This window comes from uncultured Tenacibaculum sp., from assembly GCF_947495995.1.
Classification (GTDB): domain Bacteria; phylum Bacteroidota; class Bacteroidia; order Flavobacteriales; family Flavobacteriaceae; genus Polaribacter.
This window is the reverse complement of the sequence record NZ_CANMAX010000004.1, coordinates 116828-138055: the sequence shown is the minus strand read 5'-3', so window position 1 is coordinate 138055 and position 21228 is coordinate 116828. Positions and strand designations below refer to the sequence as shown.

Here is a 21228-nt window from a genome sequence, read left to right as displayed (position 1 = left end):
GTAGAAAATAAAATTAAAAATATAAAGTTATGTGTGGAATTGTATGTGCGTTTGATTTAAAAGAAAAATCTGAAGTATTAAGATCTCAGATTTTAGAAATGTCGAAAAAAATTCGTCATAGAGGTCCGGATTGGAGTGGAGTCTACAGTGATGACAAAGTAATTATGTCTCACGAAAGGTTAGCAATAGTTGATCCTACTTCTGGACAACAACCTCTTTTTAGTAATGATAGAAGATTTGTTTTAGCAGCAAACGGAGAAATATACAACCACCAAGAATTAAGAAAACAACTTAAAGACAAGTATGATTTTCAAACAAAATCTGACTGTGAAGTAATTCTAGCTTTATATCAAGAAAAAGGAGTTGAATTTTTAGATGATTTAAATGGAATTTTTGGTTTTGCTGTTTATGATGCTAAAACTGATGAATATCTAGTAGCAAGAGATCACATGGGAATTATTCCATTATATATAGGATGGGATAAAAAAGGAACATTTTATGTTGCTTCTGAGTTAAAAGCTTTAGAAGGTGTTTGCAATAAGATTGAAATATTTCCTCCGGGTCATTATTTTACTCGTGAAGATGGTTTACAACCTTGGTATTCTAGAGATTGGATGGAATATCAAGCAGTTAAAGAAAACCAAACTAGTATTGATGAGTTGAGAGATGCTTTAGAAGCAGCAGTGCATCGTCAATTAATGAGTGATGTTCCTTATGGTGTTTTACTTTCTGGTGGATTAGATTCTTCTATTACTTCTGCTATTGCAAAAAAATATGCTTCTAAGCGTGTAGAAAGTGGTGATGAAGAAGAAGCTTGGTACCCGCAGTTACATTCATTCTCTATTGGTTTAGATGGATCACCAGATTTAGCCGCTGCAAAAAAAGTTTCAGATCATATTGGAACAATTCACCATGAAATCACATTTACAATTCAAGAAGGTTTAGATGCTATTCGTGATGTAATCTACAACTTAGAAACTTACGATATTACAACAATTAGGGCTTCTACTCCTATGTATTTAATGGCTCGTGTTATAAAATCAATGGGAATAAAAATGGTTTTATCTGGTGAAGGTGCTGATGAAATCTTCGGAGGATATTTATATTTCCATAAAGCTCCTGATGCTGAAGAATTCCACAAAGAAACAGTTCGTAAACTAGATAAATTATATCAGTACGATTGTTTAAGAGCTAACAAAAGTTTAATGGCTTGGGGAATTGAAGGTCGTGTTCCTTTCTTAGATAAAGAATTTATGGATGTAGCCATGAGAATTAACCCAGAAGATAAAATGATTAACGGAGAACGCATGGAAAAATGGGTATTACGTAAAGCATTTGAGAGCTATTTACCAAAAGAAGTAGCATGGAGACAAAAAGAACAATTCTCTGATGGTGTTGGTTACAACTGGATTGACACTTTAAAAGAATTAGTTGAAAGTGAAGTTACTGATGAAATGATGAAAAGTGCACATCATAGATTCCCAGTGCAAACACCTAGAGCAAAAGAAGAATATTATTATCGTTCAATCTTCGAAGAGCATTTCCCAAGTGAAACTGCTGCTTTAACTGTACCATCTGTTCCATCAATTGCATGTAGTACTCCTACAGCATTAGCTTGGGATGAAAGTTTTCAAAACCAAAACGAACCAAGTGGTAGAGCTATAAAAATGGTACACGAAGATGCGTATTAAAACGATTTTTTAATTTTATATTTTAGTGATTGATAAATCCCGAGCAAAGAGAAATTATACTCAGCTCGGGATTTTTTAATTTTTGTATGTTTTTTACTTATTATTTTAAAACAGAAAATTCTATACTAGAATCTGTAAACACAGTATGTGTTTGTGTTTTAAAATCTTTTTCATCTGCCTTAAAGATATTATCTACATAAGTTTGCGGATTTAAATCTATTAAAGGGAACCAAGTACTTTGTACTTGAATCTGAAGTTTATGTCCTTTTTTAAACGTATGGAAAACATCTTGTAATCTTAAATTCACATCTGTTTTCTTGTTAGGTGTAAAAGGCTCTGGGTTTGAAAAACTATTTCTGAATCTTCCGCGAATAACTTCACTACGCACCATCATATGATAGTTACTTAACTTTAAATGCGATTGCATTTGTTTGTTATCATTTTTTAAATCTGCCGGATGTACATCTACAATTTTCACCACCCAATCGGCAGCTGTACCTGTAGTTGCTACTTTTAATTTTGCTAAAATATCTCCAGCTAAAGTAAAGTCTTCTGTTAACACGTCTGTTTCAAAGACTAAAACATCTGGTCTACGCGCAGCAAAACGCTGATCGTCTGTCATGTATTTTCTTGGCGTAAATACTGTTTTAATATCTTCAGAATAAGGAACAGGTCGTTTTACATCACTTACAAACTGGATTTTTGCGCTTCCTGATTTCGTTGATTTTAATTCTTGATTTTCTCCTAAATAGAAAGACTCTTTTTGAACATTCTTTGGCGGCCAAGTATCGTATGATTTCCATTCTTTTTTACCTGTATCGAAAACATAAGCTTCTGGTAAACCTGTATTTTTAGAACCGTCTCCTTTTAAGAAATGATTAAAGAATTTTGTTTCAATATTTTTCTGGAAGTTTAAAGAAATAGAATCTCCAAAATAGTAATTCCCTACTTTATTTTGTACTCTATTTCTAGACCATCCTCCGTGGTCCCATGGTCCGAAAACCATAGTATTGTAGTTATTTGGCTGGTTTTTCTCAATTCCTTTATATGTTTCTAACGGACCGTATAAATCTTCTGCGTCAAACCATCCACCAACAATCATTGTTGCTACTGTGGAAGGCACTTTATTTAAATGCTGAATAATACCTTTACTTTGCCAAACAGAATCATAATTTGGATGCTCAACAATTTCTTTCCAGAAGAAATCATCAATTCTATTTTTATTAGTGGTAGCTGTTTTAGTATCTAATCTATCATACTGAAAATATTCATTTAAATTTTTCAAAGGACCTTTATCTAAGAAAAACTGATACTGATCTTGAGTTTTCATATCAGGAAAAGAATACCAAGCTGTATCTGTTGGTTGATCTTTGTATGTTCCGAATAGAGAAATTGCTCTAAAATAACTTAACAAGAACGCTCCATTATGACGAAAATCGTCGAAAAAGAAATCTCCAATACATGCTTGTGGTGAAGCTGCTTTTAATGCTGGATGTGCATCAACGGTAGAAACTGTTGCATAATGCCCAGGATAAGAAATTCCCCAAGTTCCTACTTTACCATTATTATTCTTTACATTTTTCACCAACCAATCTATTGTATCGTAAGTATCGGTAGTCTCATCAGATTCTTTTTCTTTCTTGTTTGGAATATACGCACGCATGTTATCGTAAACTCCTTCACTCATCCAACGACCACGAACATCTTCATAAACAATAATGTTACCTTCTCTCATTAAATTTGGATTCGGTCCGATTCTTTTTCTAAACTTATCTTTTCCGTAAGGCGCACAACTATATGGCGTTCTTTGTAACAAAATAGGATAAGTTTTAGTTGTGTCTTTAGGTGAATAAATTGTCGCATGAAGCTTTACTCCATCACGCATGGTAATTTTTACCTCTTGCTTTGTGTAATTGTCTTCAACAAATGTGTCTTCTTTCTTAGCTTGTTTCTTTTCTCCTTCATCGCTTTTTGGTGTATTACAACTTAGAATGAAACTGGCAACTAAGACTAACTTTAGTAATGTTTTCATGTTTAGTTTTGATTGATTTTGAAGTAAATATAAAACAAAAAAGAGGTCTACAAAAGACCTCTTTAAAGTACTCCTAACTACTTAGGATCTAAAATATTATTGATTCGTTCTACAGCATCTTGCAAATGATATCTACTTAAACGATCTGATGTTCTACCTATAGCAGCTCTAACATTTCTTCTAAGAATTTTTAAATCTGCACGAACTATAGCTCTAATATCTGATTGACTTACATCAACTCTAGTTCCTCCGAAAAATCTTCTAAATCTTGCAGGAACAGGACGCTGTTCTTTTTCCATTAAAAATTGTAAACGCTCGATATGAGCTCTTTGAAGATTTCGTCTATACGTATCTATTTTTCTACCGCTAGTTAACTCACTCCATAAACCTCTACGTAACTCACCTAACATGTCAATAGCTGTGTAAGCCTCTCTACCATTTAGCGTTTCATTTTCAATCATTCTTGCTAACCTTCCGAAATCTAAAACGTTGTTTAACGTTCTTACTTGTGTTCCTCTTAAACGCTCAACACTTCCGGCATTCTCTATTTTGTTAAAAATATTTTCATCGATTAACCAAGTTGGAGTTTTAAACAATTGATCTTGTAAAAACTTCATTGCTTTTTTCTGATGAGCTTTACTTACATGAGTATATACAGCTCCATCTTGACCGTAAGCTTTATAATATTCGTATACTCCTCCAATATTAGCTGATACATGTCCCATGTATCTGTTGTACTGTCCAAGTAATTGACCATACATAGTTCCTAACTCACTATAGTTTTCACCTTCTTCACCAGTCCATCTGATTAAATTAGGTAAAATACGTTTCAAGTTAGCAATACCATATAAACTAGCTTTTACAGCATCGTCTCCTAAATCTTCAGTTTGAGAGCTAGGATCAATAACTCCGAATTGTTGTCTACCAAAACGATACATAGGGTCTCCAGCATGCTCTAAAATCCATTGATCTAAAACAGGCTTTTCTTGTTCAGCAGTCTTGTCTAAAATTGGCTTATAACCCCATTTGATTGAATACTTATCGTAAATTCCAATATTTGGCATTAAGGCTACACCTTTATCTTCTGGTTGTGCTACATAATTAAAACGAGCATAATCCATAATAGATGGAGCTGTTCCATATTTTTTAGTAAATGTTGCCGAACGTAAAGAATCAACAGGATAAGCTACTGAACTTCCCATATTGTGTGGTAATCCTAATGTGTGCCCTACTTCGTGTGCAGAAACAAAACGGATTAATCGTCCCATGATCTCATCTTTAAATTGATTTGATCTTGCTTCTGGATTGATGGCAGCAGTTTGAATAAAATACCAATTGTGTAATAATGTCATTACATTATGATACCAGTTGATATCTGATTCTAAAATCTCTCCAGATCTTGGATCACTTACGTGAGGTCCGTTTGCATTTGGAATTGGAGAAGCTAAGTAACGTACTACAGAATAACGTACATCTTCTGGACTCCAATCTGGATCTTCTTCTTTAGATGGTGGATCTTTAGCGATAATTGCATTCTTAAATCCAGCTGCTTCAAAAGCTACTTGCCAATCTTCAATTCCTTGCTTGATATATTTTCTCCATTTTTCTGGAGTAGCTCTATCTATGTAGTAAACGATTTGCTTTTTAGGCTCAACTAATTCACCTCTTTTAAACTTTTCTTTGTCTTCGTCTTTTACTTCTAATCTCCAACGATCTAAATAACGAACAGATTTACTTTTTTGCACATCTAATCCGTAATCTGTTTGAGATCTTGCAAACCATCCTACTCTTTGATCAAAGTAACGACGCTTCATTGGTTTTTCTGGTAATAAAATCATAGAGTTACTTAACTCTAATGAAATAGAACCCACACTACCATTCGATGGTGGTTGGCTAGAAAAGTAAGTCTTTACATGACGAACTTCAATATTTTTTGGATAACTATTTACACGATCTACAAAAGATCTTGTTTTATCCATTCTTGTAATTTTATACTGTCTTCTTCTTGACTGAGGAAAACCTAAAGCTTTAACATCAGTAGCAAATAGAGGAGTCGCATCAATAACTGTTGCTGTAGAATCTTTACTAAACGCTTTTATTGGAAAAGAGAATAAAATTGGTGCAAAATTAGAATTTACAACAGCTTCATGAACTGGTAAAATACTATCTGCAACTACAGAATGAGAAACAACACGTAATAATATATTTTTATGTTTCTTTTCCCATCTTAATACTTGTGTATTTTGTTTTCCTCCACCAAAACCAATTCCGTTAGCTGTTTTAGCAATTCTAGTTACCATTAACATTTCTTTTCCTAATAAAGAATCAGGAATTTCAAAAAGATAACTTTGATCTTTTTGGTGTACTTTAAATAACCCTTCGTCTGTTTTGTGTTTTTTAGTAACTACCTTGGCATAAGGCTGTATACCGCCTTTTTTAGGTCTTTTTTTAGGTGGAGTTGCAGTTTTTTTAGCATCCTCCTTCTTATTTTTTTTCTTTCTTCTTTGTGCATCTACATCTAATGTGATACCTAAAGTCATGAAAACAATAAGAATTCTTGAGATTAGTTTTATATTCATTATTAAATTTGTTGAAAAAAATTTATCGAAATTAATAAATGGACATCCCATTAGTTCTTAACATAATGTTAAAGAAACTCAACAATTCTTAATAAAAACAGAACTTATTTAAAATACTTATTTTTAAACATTAAAATTTATCATAATAAATTAATAAATGAAAAAAATTTTACTTTTCCTTTTTACTGTGAGTTTAGTTGCATGTCAACCAACTAAAAAAGAACAAGAAACAACTAAAACCTTTCCTGAAATAAAACCTAACAGGTATAATGTTGCGTTTTTAATTATGGATGGAACATATAATACAGAACTTACTGCTCCTTTTGATATTTTTCAGCATACAATATTCAGAAAAGGGATAAAACCTATGAACGTATTTACTGTGGCAGACACTGATACTCCTGTAACAACTTTTGAAGGTATGCGTATTTTACCAGATTTTAATTACCTAAAAGATCAATTACCAAAGATTGATATTTTGGTAGTACCAAGTGCTGAACATCATTTAGATACTGATTTAGAAAACAAGGAAATGATAGCGTTCGTTCAAAAAGTAGCTAAAGATGCTAAATTTGTTACTTCTCATTGCGACGGAGCATTTGTGCTAGCGAAAGCAGGTTTATTACAAAACAAAGTTTCAACCACTTTTCCTTCCGACATTGATAAAATGCGTGAAATGTTTCCTAGTTTAGATATTAGAAAAGAAGTACTTTTTGTTCACGATGACAATCTTATCACTTCTGCTGGTGGAGCAAAATCTTTTGAAGCTGCACTATATTTATGTGAACTATTATATGGTAAAGAAATAGCAAAATCTATTTCTGGCGGACTTGTAATTGACTGGGATGTTACTAAAGTTCCGCATTTAGTAGTTCCATAATATTACATTTTAAATATATCTGGATTTTTTAACGCATATAGTATTCCAACAAGTATTGCTATTAATCCTATAATTACAATTAATACAACTGTAACTATAAACGCTACAAGTATAAATCTTAATAAAGACAATAAACTTTGTTTTAGATTGTATTCGTGTAATTTACTGAATGTATACAGGTAATAAGCTGTAAAAATAAAGATGTTCGAAAAGTAGAAAGCTGGATGTATTATTATTGCTAAGAAAAATAAGATAATAGTAAAATACATAGATGTACCTACTAAATAACTATTCATTACAATATGTTCTCCATAATTGTAGGGTTTTCTGTATGTCCAATTACTTATTAAAGCGTAAAAAGGCACTAATAAAAACATGAAAATATTAAAGTACTTTAGAAAAAGCTTCATTATTTTATCTTGTACATCTAACCTAATTTTAGCTGCAACTTGTTGTTTCTGTAATGCTTTTAATTGTTCCGGAGTTACATCTTTTAACTTTGTTAAGTCTTGATCTACTAGCTTTTTCAATGCTGCAACTTCTGTGTTATTAATAGTATTTTGAAGTTTAGTAAAATCTTTTGAAAAAACATTAAAAATGATTAACGATAGTGCAGCACTAATAGCAATGTAAGTAAACGGATTTAAATATCTTTTTCTAATACCATTTACATATTCACGTAAAACCTTATCTGGTTTGGAGAACATCATCTTTATAGTTAATATAAAATAGCTATCCCATCCCAAACTAATAAAAAGCTCTTTCAATAAAAATCGGAAAGTAATTCGATCTTTTAAAACCTTTGCTCCACAATGATCACAAAATAAAGCATCATCTTCTATAACTTCGTTGCAATTTTTACAGTTCATTTATTAGTACGCGTTGTTTTATCCAGCTCAAATATATGGGAATTAGTTAATATTAACGTATTTTTGCAAAATATGAGGATAAGAAGACTTTCTGACTGGTTACCAACGACTAACAAAGAAGTAAAACTTCGTGGTTGGGATGAATTAGATGTGATTTTGTTTAGTGGAGATGCGTATGTTGATCATCCATCATTTGGTCCTGCAGTAATTGGACGAATTTTAGAAAGCTATGGTTTACGTGTTGCTATTGTACCACAACCTAATGTGAATGATAATCTACAAGATTTTTCAAAATTAGGAACTCCTAGACTTTTCTTTGCTATTACTGGTGGATGTATGGATCCAATGGTAAGTAATTACACGGCAAACAAAAAGAAAAGAGATAAAGATGCATATACACCTAATGGTGATATTGGTTTTAGACCAGATTATGCAACTTCTGTATATTCAAAAATATTAAAGGAAAAATTCCCAGATGTTCCTGTACTTATTGGTGGAATTGAAGCTTCTTTGCGAAGAGTAACACATTACGATTATTGGTCGGATAAATTACTTCCTTCTATTTTAGAAACTTCTAAAGCCGATATGTTAGTGTATGGAATGGGAGAACAACCGCTACGTGAAATTGTAGAATTATTACAAAAAGGTGTTCCTTTTTCTAGCTTACGTACAATTAAGCAAACTGCTTTCTTAGTAAATCCTGATGAGAAAACGCCTAAAAACAAAAATTGGGAAGATGTAGAAATTGCTTCTCATCAAGCTTGTTTAAAGGATAAAAAAACATTTGCTTCTAACTTTAAAATCATTGAACAAGAATCTAATAAACTAATTGCTCGACGTATTTTTCAGCAAATTGGAGATAAGAAATTAGTTATCAATCCTCCTTTTCCAACGATGACGGAAAACGAAATTGATGCTTCTTTTGATTTACCATATACAAGATTACCACATCCAAAATACAATAAGCGCGGACCAATTCCTGCTTTTGAAATGATTAAATTCTCTATTAATATTCATAGAGGATGTTTTGGTGGTTGTAGTTTCTGCACAATTTCTGCGCATCAAGGAAAGTTTATTGCCAGTAGAAGTCAGGAATCTGTTTTAAAAGAAGTTGATAAAGTTGCTCAAATGGACGACTTTAAAGGATATTTATCTGATATCGGTGGACCTTCAGCAAACATGTATAAGATGAAGGGAAAAATACAATCGATTTGTGACAAATGTGTTGCTCCATCTTGTATTTCACCTGTTATCTGTAGTAATTTAGATACTTCACATAAACCATTAACAGAGTTATATAAAGCTGTTGATGCGCATCCGAAAGTAAAAAAATCATTTATTGGAAGTGGAATTCGCCATGATATGCTAGTTCCTGAATTCAATAAAAATGCTGATCCGCAAGAATTAGATGACTATACTGAAGAGGTGATGAAAAATCATGTTTCTGGACGATTAAAAGTTGCTCCGGAACATACTTCAGATCCTGTTTTAAAATTAATGCGTAAACCATCTTTTACGTATTTCCATAAGTTTAAAGATCGTTTTGATCGTTTAAATAAAAAGAACAAACTGAAACTTCAGTTAATTCCGTATTTCATTTCTAGCCACCCAGCTTGTGAACCAGAAGACATGGCAAACTTAGCTGCTGAAACTAAAGATATGGGATTCCAGTTAGAACAAGTTCAAGGATTCACTCCTACTCCAATGACAGTTGCTACAGTGATTTACTATAGTGGTTATCATCCTTATACTTTAAAACCAGTTAAAACTGCGAAAACACGTCAAGAAAAATTAGATCAACATAAGTTTTTCTTTTGGTACAAAAAGGAAAACAGAAAGTGGATTAAAGACACGTTGACTAAAGTTGGAAAAACAGATTTAGTAAAAAAACTATTACCTGAAGATAAATCTTGGAGAAAGAACAAACCAGGAAAAACAAAAAATACGTTTAACGACACAGTAACTAGCGTAAAAGAATCGAGAAGAAAGAATAAAGGATTTAAAAAGAAAAGGAGAAGGTAATTTAATACAACTTCATTACTTCATCGAAAATAGTATAAATTTTAGTGGTTGGAATATTTTTGTGTATTTCAACCATTAATTTTGATGTAAAGGTTCGTTTTTCTTTTATCAAATCAGGATGATTGATATGAATTCCTTTTCCAATAGCGATGTAAGGTGTTTTACTTTTTTTATCAATCCACAAATAACAAAATATCTGATTCTTATACATAAAGCAAGGCAATCGATAATACCATTTATGTGTAAACTCGTCATTATATTTCAATATAATACTTTTTAAAGCCAGTAAACACTCTTTTATTTCATCTTCTTGACTGTAATAAAACTCTTCTAAAGATTTCATATCAACATTACAATTATCTACACTTCTAATGTATAAAAAAACACCATTCAAAACTTAAGTTTTAAAATGGTGTTTAAAAATGTAAAATAAAACTATACTCCTTATTTTAACTGTAAATCAGCAACTAAATCGAATTCATCGTAAATAGCTTTATCTTTTAAGTTATCGAAGAAACTAGATGAACCGTATTTAATATTAAATTTTGTTCTGTCTACTTTTAAAGAAGCTGTTGCTTTATTTCCGTAAATAGAAATTAAAAACTTTACTGATTTCGTAATTCCTTTAATAGTTAATTTTCCTGTTACTTCGTAAGTGTTCTTTCCTTTAGCTTTTACTTTAGTAAAATTTAGTATTGAAGTATTATGCTTTTCTACACTAAAGAAATCTCCTGACTTTAAATGACCATCTAATTGATTTTTATAATCTCCTGTTAAATCTGTAGTATTAATACTTGTCATATCGATCGTTATTGATCCTCCAGATAATTTACCATCATCGAAACTTAAATATCCTGATTTAACATTAACTTTTCCTTTGTGAGAACCTGTTACTTTATAAGCTTTCCATTCAATATTACTTTCGCTAATATTGATTTGTTTTTTCTCTTTTTTAATCGTTGTAAAAGAAACTGTAGCTAATGAAATTAAAGCAATTCCTAATCCTTTTTTGAATAAATTCTTCATCGTATTTGTTTTTAATAAAAATTATACGACAAATTTCCGCAAGAAAGACGAAGGCAAAAATGATCTATTTTATGAAATCATATTAAACTAGTTTAACTTTTAGGTTCTCTTGCTATTTTACTCTTTATTCTACTTAAAAACTCTTTTGTAATACCAAGGTAAGATGCTAATAAATATTGCGGTACTCTCTTTTCTATTTCTGGGTAATTCTCTTTAAAAATTAAATACCTTTCTTTAGCCGTTTCACTAAAGTTTGTAACAATTCTCTTTTGAGAAGCTACTAAAGCTCTTTCTGTTATTTTTCTGAAAAATCGTTCTAGTTTGGGAATTTTCACAAATAATTCTTCAACTGTAGTATAATTTAACTGGAACAATTCTGTATTCTCTATACACTGAATATTATAATCTGCTGGTGTTTGTGTTATAAAACTCCCCATATCAGATGTCCACCAGTCTTCAATAGAAAACATAACAATATGCTCTTGACCGTTACTATCCATGTAAGATGTTTTTGTACATCCTTTTAAAATAAAATTGATGCATTTACAAACGTCTCCTTGTTGAACAATATATTGATCTTTTAAATATTTTCTATGTGTTAAAGCATCAATTATAACTTGTTCTTCATTTGAATTTAACTCAACTATTTTATTGATATAACGAATAAGTGCTAATGTGTGTTCCAAAACTAATTTTATAAATATTATAGTTTATAGTTCTACAAAAAGAACCTTACTTATTCCCAAATGTAACATTTATAATGAAGTGATTCCAGTTTTAGCTCAAAATCGTAAATGAGCTAATATCTAAATCTTTTGAGTTAATACGACTTGGATCTTGATCGTACTTTTGTAATGAAAGGAATAATTAACCAATTAATTATAAATGATTATGAGAGATTTAATAAAAATAATTTTAATGAATTTAAGACAACTCGGTAAAGCAGCAGGATATGCGATTAGGCACTAATAAAGCTTTACTAAAGAAAAATTAAGCGAGAAGATATTTAAAATATACTACAAAAAATAAGTTATATGTTGTTTCGCAATTTTTAGTAGTTTTTCTTTTTCATAGAGAAAAAAACCACTCAATTACTTGAGTGGTTTTTTATTTTGATCTTATTATAATTGCTTTAATAATAATTCAGCTACTAATTCTGATGATGCTGGATTTTGACCCGTAATTAAATGTCCGTCTTCAACTGCATACGGATGCCAATCTTCTGATTTTGAATATTGACCACCATTTTCTTGTAACATATTTTCTACTAAAAACGGTACAACTTCTGTTAATTGAACAGCTTCTTCTTCTGTATTACTAAATCCAGTAACTTTTTTCCCTTTTACTAAAGACTCTCCGTTACTAGTTGTATTTTTAAAAACCGCTGGTGCGTGACAAACTGCTCCTACTGGTTTATTAGTGTTATAAAAATCTTCAATTAAACGAACTGAATCTTTGTCTTCTGCTAAATCCCATAATGGACCGTGACCACCTGGATAAAAAACAGCATCAAAATCTTCTGCTTTTACTTCACCTAATATTTTTGTATTTGCTAATTGATTTTGAAGGTTTTCATCTTTATTAAATCTCTCTGTTGCTGGTGTTTGAAAATCTGGCAATTCACTTTTAGGATCAATTGGAGGTTGTCCTCCTTTTGGAGATGCTAAAGTGATTTCTACATCTTTATCTGCTAAATAATAATACGGACTAGCAAATTCTTCTACCCAAAAACCTGTTTTTTCTTCTGTACTTCCTAACTTATCGTGACTAGTTAATACAAATAATACTTTTTTCATACATAAGTGATTTAAATTATGTTACAAAAGTAAAACTGCGCTTTGAGATAAAAATTGATGTATGGTAATTTATACGCTTTGTGCGATATCTTTTCGTATTCTACTTAAGCTTTCTGTAGTTATTCCTAAGTAGGAAGCTATATGAAAATTTTTAATGTGCTTTTCAAAATCGGGATAAACTCTAATAAAATCTAAATAACGTTCTTTAGCCGATTTGGTTAAGTTTGATAAGATTCGTTTTTCTTGTCGAACAAAAGCATTTTGTAACTTCTGTCTGAAAAAAGCATTCAGTTTAGGAATTTCTATAAAAAGTTGATCTAATGATTTCTGACTAATACTAACTAATTCTGAATTTCGAATACATTCAATATTTAAAACCGTTTGATCGCCAGTCCATAGGGCTATATAATCGCTTATCCACCAATCTTTAATTGCGAATTGCAATGTGTATTCTTTCCCAGATTCATCTAAATAATATGTTCGCAAACAACCATCTACAACAAAAAACTGATCTTTTATTTCTTGAGCTTGAGTTAGTAATACTTGTCCTTTTTTAACTGTAACATACTCTAATTTAGAGAAAATTACTTCTCTTTCTTGTATAGTTAAATCTATACCATCAAATATGCGATCTACAATTGCTTTGGTTAACATTACTTACAGACTTTACAATCTTCTTTTTCTTTGATTTCTCCTACTAGTTTTCCTTTTTCATTTACTGTATAACCACAACAATCCATATAACCTTTCATGATCAACTTTCTTCCTCTTTGGACTTGTGATTTAACTGTAGACAAAGGTAAGTTTAATTGTGCAGCTATTTCTTGTTGTTTTATTCCTTTTATATCATATAGGAATAATGGTGTTCTATATTTTTTCGGAAGATTTTTGATTATTCCCGGTAAACAGTCTCGTTTTGAATGCTCATTTTTATCATCTTCAAAAACGATATCTACTACATCGAATGTAACTGTTTTACCTAAAGCTTTAAAATGATCGTACATAGTATTTCTAGCTATTGTAAACACCCAAGGTTTTAGCTTAGATGCATCTTTTAATGTAGCTAGTTTACTATGAATCCTAAAAAAAGCATCTTGTAAAATATCATCAGCTGTTGCCTCGTCTTTAACTTTACTAAGAATGAACCTTTTTAAATCTTCACTGTAATTTATCCAAATCTCATGAGTATTCATATATACAAAGATAATTTACGAAAAATAGAGTTTCAACAACAACGCATCGAAACTCTATTTAAATTATTTTTAATTAACAGTTACAATTTGAACATGTACAGTTTTCACAAGTGCAATTTGTACAACTTCCTGTTTTGCATCCATCGCAATTACAGGTGCATTCTCCTTTATACGTCATAATATTTATTTTAAAATTTCACTTAATAGACATGAAACTTTTTAAAAAGACGCAGATTGTAATTTATTTTTTTTGAAGTTCTAAAATATCCTCAAAGTATTTCTCCCAATTTCCATCAACTAAGCGCTCACCAAACTCATGAAATTCTCCTTTAGCTGTTTTTGTAAAAGTTAATCGTGCACTTTCATTGAAATACACCATAAACTTACCATCTACAATTTCACTTTTGTAACCCTGTTTATTTCCTTTTTTTGAAAACGGATAATAATAGTAGTTTTTATCTTTTACATTATAACTGATGATTGTATGTAATTGAATCCATTCAGATTTTACGTTTAACACAATTAAATCACCATCCATAATATAGTGTACATTTTCTTGCACAGGTACTTTAGAAGTACCGTCTTTACCATATGAAGTTGATATTCCTTTCCAATCTCCAATTAAAAAAGATAGTTTTTTTAATGCTTCCTTTTCAGTTTGCTGTCCATAAATAGACAATACTAAAAACAATAGTCCGATGAATATTTTTATAGATCTCATAAAATTAAAAACGGGTTATTTCTCAATTCCTTACACAGAATTTTAAAATAACCCTTATTTTTTATTGAATAACTCGAGGAAACTTACTTTACCTTCTCTCCATTCAAGTACGTTTCTAAAACATTTGTTTTAGGCACTTTATTAATATCAACTTTCATTATATCTTGATCTAAGATGATGAAATCTGCCATTTTACCAACTTCAATACTTCCTTTTTCATTTTCTTCAAAGTTCGCATATGCATTCCAAATTGTCATTCCTTTTAAGGTTTCTTCTCTGGTTAACGCATTTTCCATTTGATATCCGTTTTCAGGATAATTATTTAAGTCTTTTCTAGCAACAGCTGCGTAAAAAGTTAAAAACGGATTTACTTTTTCTACAGGATAATCGGTACCTAAGGCTACTTTTCCGTATACATTTAACAGCTGTTTAAAAGCATAACCTCCTTTTATTCTTTCTTCTCCTACTCGATCTGCTGCCCAATACATATCTGAAGTTGCGTGTGTAGGCTGAATAGATGGAATAACATTTTTAAACAAATCAAAGTCTTGTTGATCTACAATTTGTGCATGTTCGATTCTCCAACGTCTATCGGTTTGACCTTTTAAAACTTCTTGATATGTTTTCAACATTAAATAATTTGCTGAATCTCCAATGGCATGCGTATTCATTTGATATTCTGAATCTGCGATTTGTTTCGCAATTTCCTTATAACGTTCAGGAGAAAAAATTAATGCTCCGAAATGATTATGACGATCGCTATATGGCTTTTTTAACGCTGCTCCACGAGAACCTAAAGCTCCGTCTCCGTAAACTTTAAAAGAACGAACATTTAAACGATCTGTTTTAATAATTCCTTTTTTAATATAGTAATCTAAATTCTTTTGCGTTGCAGAAACCATTGCATACATTCTGATTTTTAAATCATCAGATTGCTGTAAACTATCGATTAGTTCGATTGTTTCTTGATCTAAACCTGCATCAACAACAGTTGTTAATCCATAAGAAAAATTGATTTTTTCTGCATCTTTTAATGCTTGAATTTGTTCTGCTTTAGAAGCCAAAGGAACTTTTACAAAATCCATTGCATTATCAATTAATACTCCTGTTAGTTTTCCATCGTCTTTGATAAATTCTCCTCCTTCAACTTTAGAATCGTTTGTAATTCCTGAAACATCTAAAGCTTTTTGATTCACCAACATCGCATGTCCGTCAACTCTTGTGATTGCTACAGGAGTATCTGGAAAAAGTTGATCTAATTTCTCTTTTGTGGGAAACTTTTTTACTTCCCAATCATTTTGATCCCAACCTCTACCTGTGATAAAAGGAAGGATTTTCTCTTTCTGAAAAGCAACTAATTTCTCTAAAACAGCATCGTAACTTTCTGTTCCAGTAACATCTACTTTTTGTAATTGTAATCCGAATCTAAAAAAATGACAATGTCCATCTATGAAACCTGGATATACTGCTTTTCCTTCAGCATCAATAACTGAAGCTGCTTCATATTTATTTTCAATTTCTGATGTTGATCCAACCGCTACAAATTTTCCATCTTGAATGGCAAAACTTTCAACAGTTTCGAAGTTTTTATTTACGGTATAAACATTCGCGTTTTTAACAATAACATCAACCTTTTGCTTTTGTTGACAAGAATATGCTAAGAATCCTAATGCTGATAATAGAATTATTTTTTTCATTTAAGTTAGTTTAGTTTTTTGAATAAAAACCATGCCCACGCTATCAAAACAAATTGAATAACAAGCCTAATGTAAGCTCCTTTTTTTGTTTTCATTGCTGGTTTTTCTCTTGTGATATCCCAAATATGTAATGGTAAAAATGCAATCATAAGCAAGGCCATTCCTAAAGCTGCATATTTCTGATAATTTGGAATACACAAACCTATTCCTATAACTAATTCTACTATTCCTGAAGCATACGTAACAAAAAGCTTAGGAAAAAAAGCTGGTATGATTGGATAATAAAATTTAGGTTTATAAAAATGATGAAACCCTATAGCTATTAACATTACAGCCATAAGAAACCTTGAATACAAAAACATCTGCTCCATATTATGGTTTTACTTTTTCGTCTGTATACAAATACTTATCCATTAAGTACACTAAACTTGTCATAGATGCACTACCCAACTCTAATTCTCTTTTATTTACTTTATCAAAAGTATCAGTAGATGTATGGTGATAATCAAAATAACGTTGACTATCTGGTCTATATCCTGCTAAAGTAACATGATCGTCTTTTAACGGAGAAATATCTGCTCCACTTCCACCTTTAATTAAATCGTGCAAACCATAAGGAGCCAATAACGTTTTCCAACTTTGAACTAAAGCCGTATTTTCTGCATTTGCATCAATAGAAAAACCTCTAGGTGTATGTCCACCTGCATCACTTTCCAAACCAGCAACATGAATTTCTTTATTCAATTTTGCTAATCTAGCGTATTCTTTCGCTCCACGAGTTCCGTTTTCTTCATTCATAAAGAATACGATTCGAATTGTATTTTTAGGTTTTATATTATTCTTTTTTAACAAGTATGCAACTTCTAAAGATTGTACAACTCCTGTTCCATCGTCGTGAGCACCTTCACCTAAATCCCAAGAATCTAAATGTCCACCTACAACAATAATTTTTTCTGGATTTTCACTTCCTTTTATTTCTCCAACAACGTTATGAGATGGCGCATCTGGTAATGTTTCGCAACTTTGCTTGAAGTAAAACTGTAAACTTGGATTCTTTTTTAAATCTGCACTTAAATTTTCTGCTGCTCTCGAACTAATTGCAGCTGCAGGAATGTATTGTTCTTTTGGCATTTCTCCGTAACTCATTGTTCCAGTATGAGGATAATCGTTAATTCCGTTAGTCATTGAACGAACAATTACTCCTTTAGCACCAAACTGTCCACAAATTCTAGCTCCAGAAAAACGTTGTCCGACACAACCTCCGTAAGCTTGAAAAGTATTAATTAAAGTTTCATCAAAAGCTCCGTTAAAGAATACTATTTTTCCTTTTAGTTTGTCGCCTAATTCTTCAGCTTCTTTTAAACTTTTCACCTCAATAACTTCAGCTTTAATTCCAGATGCAGGAGTAGCAATTGAAAAACCTAAAGCACAAACAGGAACATCTTTTTTCTTTCCGTTTACAGTATAATACGCTTCTTCTTTTTCTCCTCGAACCCAATGTGGCACCATAACAGGTTGTAACCACACAGAATCTAAACCTACGTCTTTCATTAGTTGTTCACCCCAAACAACAGCTTTAGCAGCTTGCGGAGAACCCGATAAACGACCTCCAATATTTTGAGTTAAATCACGTAGCCATTCGTATGATTTTCCTTCAGTTAATGCTGCATTGAAAAAGTGTTTAATATTAGCACTGTCTTTCTTTTGCTCTGCTTTATTTACAATAGCAACAGTTTTGGTTTCATTAGCTTTTTCTTTTTTATCTGTATTACAGCTACTAATTACAGTTGCTGCCAATAAAAAAATGAGAGTTTTTTTCATGTTTTGGTTTAATTAATGGAGTTTAAAATTACGGTTTTATTTTTTTCCTAGTAAGTTTCATGTTCTTATAAACACATTTTTGATTAATGTTTATTTTGCTTGATCTTTAATTTATATTTTTTTAGTTCTTTTAATACTTGCGGAGCTAATACAACCAAACCTATCATGTTAGGCACCATCATAGAAAAAACCATAGCATCAGAAAAATCGGTTACTGCATTTAAAGTAGCTGCTGCTCCAACAACTGTAAATATGCAAAAGATTACTTTGTAAATATTTCCAATGGTTTTATTTCTTCCGAAGAGAAAGGTCCAAGCTTGATAGCCATAATACGACCAAGAAATCATAGAAGAAAACGCAAATAAAATCACAGCTATAGTTAATACATACGGAAACCAAGAAATACTACTTTCTAGAGCTTTAGAAGTTAAAATTGCTCCTTGCTCAAAAGACACTTCATTTCCAGCAGTTATTTGTCCTGTTATAATTAACGCTAGAGCAGTCATAGTACAAACAATAACAGTATCTATAAAAGGCTCTAATAAAGCTACTAAACCTTCGCTAGCTGCATAATTCGTTTTCACTGCTGCGTGTGCTATCGAAGAAGATCCGATTCCTGCTTCATTTGAAAATGCACCACGACGAAAACCTTGAATCATAACACCAATAAAACCACCAGCGATTCCTTCAGGATTAAACGCTCCCTCAATAATTTGTGATATCGCATTTGGAATTTCAGAAAAATTAGTCAATAAAACTACAATAACAGCGAACACATATACGACCACCATAACAGGCACAACTTTATCTGTTACTTTGGCTATTTTTTTTATTCCGCCGATAATTACTATTCCAGCAAAAATTGCCATTATACATCCGAAAATCCAACCTTTTCCATAAATAAAACTCTCTTCTGCTCCAGTAACATATTCGAATAGTTTAAATGCTTGATTTACTTGAAACATATTTCCTCCTCCGAAAGAACCTCCAACACACATTACTGCAAATACAACTGACAACAACTTTCCTATTTTAGAAAAACCTAATTGTGAAAAACCTTTTTTAAGATAGTACATCGGTCCGCCAAAAACAGTTCCATCTTTTGCAATTTCTCTGTATTTTACACCTAAAGTACATTCTACAAATTTTGACGCCATTCCGAGTAATCCAATAATAATCATCCAAAATGTAGCTCCAGCTCCACCTATAGACAAAGCGATGGCAACTCCGGCTATATTACCTAAACCCACTGTTGCTGAAAGTGCAGCTGTTAATGCTTGAAAATGTGATACTTCTCCATTTCCTTCAACTCGTATTGTTTCTTTAACATCTTCTTGATTTGGAATATCAATATGATCATATTTTCCTCTAATGATATTTACTGAAGTTAAAAAACTACGGATATTTATTCCTTTGAAATAGATTGAAAAATATAATGCGCCAAGCACAAGAATAATTAATACCCAAGGAATGGAAATGGTATTTGTTATCGGAATTTGATATAAAATTGCGTCGGTAAACCAACTCGTTGCTTCATGAAAAGATTGATTGATTTGTTGATCTAAACTTTGTGCTTCTTGAATGAGAAATGCCATAATTTGTGTGATTAAAATGTTTCACACAAAAATGTTTTTAAAGACAAAGCATGTAAAGGTTACACAATGCTCTTTTTAAAAGTAGCAATGATTAAGCATATGGTTAATCATGCTGAATCGTAGCAAAATCAAGTAATTCGTGATCTTTAGCGTAAGCAATTAACTGCTCTTTTCCACCTGTTCCTGAAATATTAAGTACTTTTTTGATTTGGTAAATGTGAGTTTGAAATCCATCTACACTTATATTCATTGCCTCAGCAATTTCAGTATATGATTTTTCTTCTCCACAAATTCCTAAATTTCCTAATACTTCTTTTTGACGATCAGATAACTCTACTTTAGAAGCTAATTGCAACTCTTTGAATTTCTTTTTCTCTGCTAAAATTTCTGATTTCAAACTTTTTATTGTGCTTAAATGACTTTCATTCGCTATTTGTAGCTTTTCATTTTCAAGAATTAAATCTTCTTGTAAGAGCTTTGTATTTTGTAATTCTGTTTGTTTTTCTTCTTTCTCAGCTAATAATTTCCAACTGTATAGTAAGATCGTAAACAAGAGTATAAATAAAAACTTGAATGAAATACTTGATATTACACCAAGAACACTCCAAATATTAGTATCAACCCAATTTGCCACGCTCTCTTCTGGAAAAATTCGATGTGTAACTGCAACAACAATCAATAAAAACAAAGCTAATGTAGGCAACACCATAAAACGCATTCCTCTATTTTTAAATGCTTTGTTTAACTCTTGTAATAATGCAAAAGCTACCACTAAAGAAATTGGAATATCGATTAACCAAATTACATTATTACTGGAATTCACTTGATTATTTGTGTAAAAAGAGATTATAAAAACTGAGGCTATCATAGTTAATACTCCTCCGAAAATGATGAACACTTCTTTATTTGTAAATCGTTCTATAATTCGAATTACAATACTTCTTTTTTCATTATGTTGTATCGAAGGAATTGATAGTAAAATGAAAAGTGAATTTAATAGCGAAAATAAAACTCCAATGCTTATTATAATACTATTTGATGCGGATACATTAAAGAAATCGATAAGCATTATGTTCAAAAAAGCTCCTAATCCCCAAGAAAAAATAGCTAAAGCGAACCATTTTATACCTTCAACAGAATTCGTTTTTAATTCTCTAGATTTTTCTTTGTGATATATTCTTTGAATAACGAAAAATGTGATCAAGCATACTAATGCTGTAATGTAATTTGAAATATGAATTAACATATTTTCAAGGTACGTTTTTTTATTAAAATAAAAACACAACCATAAATTATAGTTGTGTTT

General features: G+C 31.3%; 18 protein-coding genes. 3 read left to right on the top strand and 15 right to left on the bottom strand.

All coding sequences use genetic code 11. The annotated features are described in order from the left end of the window. The first annotated feature begins 29 nt into the window (after positions 1–29). Complete coding sequence (asnB, locus tag Q1A15_RS12925) at positions 30–1691, top strand: asparagine synthase B (protein ID WP_299624460.1); 1662 nt, start codon at positions 30–32, stop codon at positions 1689–1691. A 100-nt stretch (positions 1692–1791) separates the two neighbouring features. On the opposite strand, the gene Q1A15_RS12920 is transcribed toward asnB, so the two are convergent. After that, positions 1792–3723, bottom strand: a complete 1932-nt coding sequence (locus Q1A15_RS12920; protein WP_299624457.1) for a CocE/NonD family hydrolase — start codon at positions 3721–3723, stop codon at positions 1792–1794. A 77-nt stretch (positions 3724–3800) separates the two neighbouring features. Continuing rightward, on the bottom strand, positions 3801–6302 hold the full coding sequence (locus Q1A15_RS12915) for a zinc-dependent metalloprotease (RefSeq protein WP_299624454.1): 2502 nt from the start codon (positions 6300–6302) through the stop codon (positions 3801–3803). Positions 6303–6459: 157 nt separating this feature from the next. Here Q1A15_RS12915 and Q1A15_RS12910 point away from each other — a divergent pair, with 157 nt between their 5' ends. Then, complete coding sequence (locus Q1A15_RS12910) at positions 6460–7182, top strand: DJ-1/PfpI family protein (protein WP_299624451.1); 723 nt, start codon at positions 6460–6462, stop codon at positions 7180–7182. Positions 7183–7184: 2 nt separating this feature from the next. Here Q1A15_RS12910 and Q1A15_RS12905 read toward each other — a convergent pair whose 3' ends face one another. Next, complete coding sequence (locus Q1A15_RS12905; protein WP_299624448.1) at positions 7185–8051, bottom strand: DUF3667 domain-containing protein; 867 nt, start codon at positions 8049–8051, stop codon at positions 7185–7187. Between the two features lie 72 nt (positions 8052–8123). Between Q1A15_RS12905 and Q1A15_RS12900 the strand changes: the two genes are divergently transcribed. Next, entirely contained in the window at positions 8124–10073 is a 1950-nt protein-coding gene (locus Q1A15_RS12900; RefSeq protein ID WP_095073598.1) for a YgiQ family radical SAM protein, read from the top strand. Position 10074: 1 nt separating this feature from the next. On the opposite strand, the gene Q1A15_RS12895 is transcribed toward Q1A15_RS12900, so the two are convergent. The 12 genes from Q1A15_RS12895 to Q1A15_RS12840 all read right to left on the bottom strand — a co-directional run bounded on the left by Q1A15_RS12895 (position 10075) and on the right by Q1A15_RS12840 (position 21168). Beyond that, complete coding sequence (locus Q1A15_RS12895; RefSeq protein ID WP_299624441.1) at positions 10075–10467, bottom strand: DUF1801 domain-containing protein; 393 nt, start codon at positions 10465–10467, stop codon at positions 10075–10077. A gap of 50 nt (positions 10468–10517) precedes the next feature. Then, on the bottom strand, positions 10518–11099 hold the full coding sequence (locus Q1A15_RS12890) for a YceI family protein (protein ID WP_299624438.1): 582 nt from the start codon (positions 11097–11099) through the stop codon (positions 10518–10520). A 92-nt stretch (positions 11100–11191) separates the two neighbouring features. Continuing rightward, on the bottom strand, positions 11192–11785 hold the full coding sequence (locus Q1A15_RS12885) for a Crp/Fnr family transcriptional regulator (protein ID WP_299624435.1): 594 nt from the start codon (positions 11783–11785) through the stop codon (positions 11192–11194). A 435-nt stretch (positions 11786–12220) separates the two neighbouring features. After that, positions 12221–12895: a type 1 glutamine amidotransferase domain-containing protein gene (locus Q1A15_RS12880; RefSeq protein WP_299624432.1), complete on the bottom strand. Its 675-nt coding sequence runs from the start codon at positions 12893–12895 to the stop codon at positions 12221–12223. A 69-nt stretch (positions 12896–12964) separates the two neighbouring features. Further along, on the bottom strand, positions 12965–13549 hold the full coding sequence (locus Q1A15_RS12875) for a Crp/Fnr family transcriptional regulator (RefSeq protein ID WP_299624429.1): 585 nt from the start codon (positions 13547–13549) through the stop codon (positions 12965–12967). Next, complete coding sequence (locus Q1A15_RS12870; RefSeq protein WP_299624425.1) at positions 13549–14088, bottom strand: sigma-70 family RNA polymerase sigma factor; 540 nt, start codon at positions 14086–14088, stop codon at positions 13549–13551. The genes Q1A15_RS12875 and Q1A15_RS12870 overlap by 1 nt, the downstream gene beginning before the upstream one ends. 241 nt (positions 14089–14329) lie before the next feature. Then, entirely contained in the window at positions 14330–14809 is a 480-nt protein-coding gene (locus Q1A15_RS12865; RefSeq protein WP_299624421.1) for a hypothetical protein, read from the bottom strand. Between the two features lie 83 nt (positions 14810–14892). Then, positions 14893–16506: an amidohydrolase family protein gene (locus tag Q1A15_RS12860; RefSeq protein WP_299624416.1), complete on the bottom strand. Its 1614-nt coding sequence runs from the start codon at positions 16504–16506 to the stop codon at positions 14893–14895. A 5-nt stretch (positions 16507–16511) separates the two neighbouring features. Continuing rightward, positions 16512–16877, bottom strand: a complete 366-nt coding sequence (locus tag Q1A15_RS12855; protein ID WP_299624413.1) for a hypothetical protein — start codon at positions 16875–16877, stop codon at positions 16512–16514. Position 16878: 1 nt separating this feature from the next. After that, entirely contained in the window at positions 16879–18327 is a 1449-nt protein-coding gene (locus Q1A15_RS12850; protein WP_299624410.1) for a M20/M25/M40 family metallo-hydrolase, read from the bottom strand. An 83-nt stretch (positions 18328–18410) separates the two neighbouring features. Beyond that, positions 18411–19922 (bottom strand): alanine/glycine:cation symporter family protein, encoded by a 1512-nt coding sequence (locus Q1A15_RS12845; RefSeq protein ID WP_299624406.1) that lies wholly within the window; start codon positions 19920–19922, stop codon positions 18411–18413. A gap of 103 nt (positions 19923–20025) precedes the next feature. After that, positions 20026–21168, bottom strand: a complete 1143-nt coding sequence (locus Q1A15_RS12840) for a hypothetical protein (protein WP_299624403.1) — start codon at positions 21166–21168, stop codon at positions 20026–20028. Positions 21169–21228: the final 60 nt, after the last annotated feature.